2 protein-coding genes are annotated in these 1,888 nt (G+C 40.8%); one reads left to right on the top strand and one right to left on the bottom strand.

The features are described from left to right. The coding region (locus MJ764_RS11325; RefSeq protein ID WP_239327117.1) for a hypothetical protein at window positions 1–738 on the top strand (738 nt) is incomplete at its 5' end. 295 nt (window positions 739–1,033) lie between these two features. Here the strand turns inward: MJ764_RS11325 and MJ764_RS11320 are convergent. After that, a partial coding sequence (locus tag MJ764_RS11320) for a calcium-binding protein (RefSeq protein WP_275415317.1) occupies window positions 1,034–1,888 on the bottom strand: 855 nt, incomplete at its 5' end.

Below are 1,888 nucleotides of genomic sequence, written 5' to 3'. Positions count from 1 at the left end.
GTAAAACAGGCGAATGAACATATTGATTTAGTTTCAATCAAGCAAAATGCTCGGGCTTTGGAATTTATAAGGGCGCATTGCGGTGAAGAAGCAGTTTTGGATTATCTACAGAAAAATATTGCAGACTATATAGATTTAATCGCTGAAAGTGTTGAATTGTTTGATTATGTGGAGGCATTGAAGCTGATTACAGTACCAATTGATGATAATAGTGCAGTGAGGTTACTGGAATGTACTGATAAAGTGGTATCTGTTATTGAGCATTCTTTTTCATCAGCAGTAATCACCTATGTGCTGGAACATAATTTTGATACTGATGATTTAGCGCAGTTAATCCGCAATTATGATGAGTATGAGGCAGATATTCAAAACTTAATTCTAAGATTGGCCATTGAGCATTGTGATTTGATTGAAATAGCACGGGACACAGATATTGCCGATAATCTGCTGGATTCTTTGCTAGTTTCCGAGCAATTGGTGCAGGATAAAAAGATTGATTTGTTTATTCAGGCTTTGCCATATAAATATATGTATGTAGCAAAGCGTAGGCAGGCATTAATTAATATGCAGTTAAACGAATTTACTAAATTATGGCATAGTGGTAAGCCGAATATCAAGCGATGTAATGAGCATCAACGCTTATTAGCAGCATTGAAAGAAAATGGCTTAGTGCGGGATTTTGAGACGGATAATGAACAGAGTGATTATTATAAAATTACTAAAAAAGTGCCTGATTGATTAATAAAACCCTGGCACTAGTTTTATTAGTCAAACTACCAGCTACAGGAATTTAGTATTCTCTGCCAGAGAAACATTATTTATTAGCCTAAGTAGCAGATGCCATATACAACGACAGGGTACAAAATATATTTATAGCCTGTTGGTATTGAATCGAACTGTTTTTATCGCTACCTGAAAATTTCGGGGTTGAGGGAAATAATATTTATTATGGCTTAGCATCAGCTATCTTTATCCACAATAAAAAGCCTGCAAATATAATTTGCAGGCTTGTCTGTACTACAGTGCTTTTGGCTTAACCGCAGTTGGCCGCAAGAATATTTGGCGGAGCAAACTGCTTCACCTCATCCGCCGCCCATATCCGGCCTTCACTGCTGCCACTGGAGAAAGTAGCCATTGCTCCTACCAATTGCTGTACCTGTGCGGCTGTATAGTGCATACCATCCGCAGTATGAATCTGATACTGCCGGTATGACGCATCCGCAAACCAGTTATCCAGCCGTACCTGATCATGTGAACCAGTATGGCCGATAAGCAGGTCATCCCCATTGCGGCTTAGCCGCAATTCATCACTACGGTAGTCAACAAAATCCAGAATATCGCCCTGCGATTCATTCGCCGCCTGATCAATCACCTCATCGTGTCCATAACCAGCCCGGAATACATAACGATCCCGCTGCCCGCTACCACCAACCAGCAAATCATTACCACTGCCACCTTCCAGAATATCCTCACCGGCGCCACCAAATAACTGATCATCTCCGGCATCGCCATACAGAATATCATTACCGTCGCCATCAAGCAAATCATTGCCGCCATAGCCATGTAAAATATCATTACCGCCATAGCCATACATCAAATCCTTGCCGGCCGTACCAAAAAGCTCATTATCCTTATCATTGCCTTCAATAATGCGGTCGTACTTGGCCGCATTATGATGCTGTATATTATCAGTCAGCTGCTGTAAGGAGCGCGTTATATAAGAATTATCACCATTGGACTGGGCAAATAATAAATTATTCATATTCAGGCTGTTGGCACGTCCATCCAAATAATAGCCAACCAGATAGATTACATCCCCATTAACCCCATTGGTTACCTTAATGCCTTTTTCGTAAGCACTGATGGACAGATTATCCAGTGGTACATC

This window comes from Snodgrassella gandavensis, assembly GCF_914768025.1.
In the GTDB taxonomy this organism is placed as follows: Bacteria; Pseudomonadota; Gammaproteobacteria; order Burkholderiales; family Neisseriaceae; genus Snodgrassella; species Snodgrassella gandavensis.
This window is presented reverse-complemented; position numbering and strand designations above follow the sequence as displayed.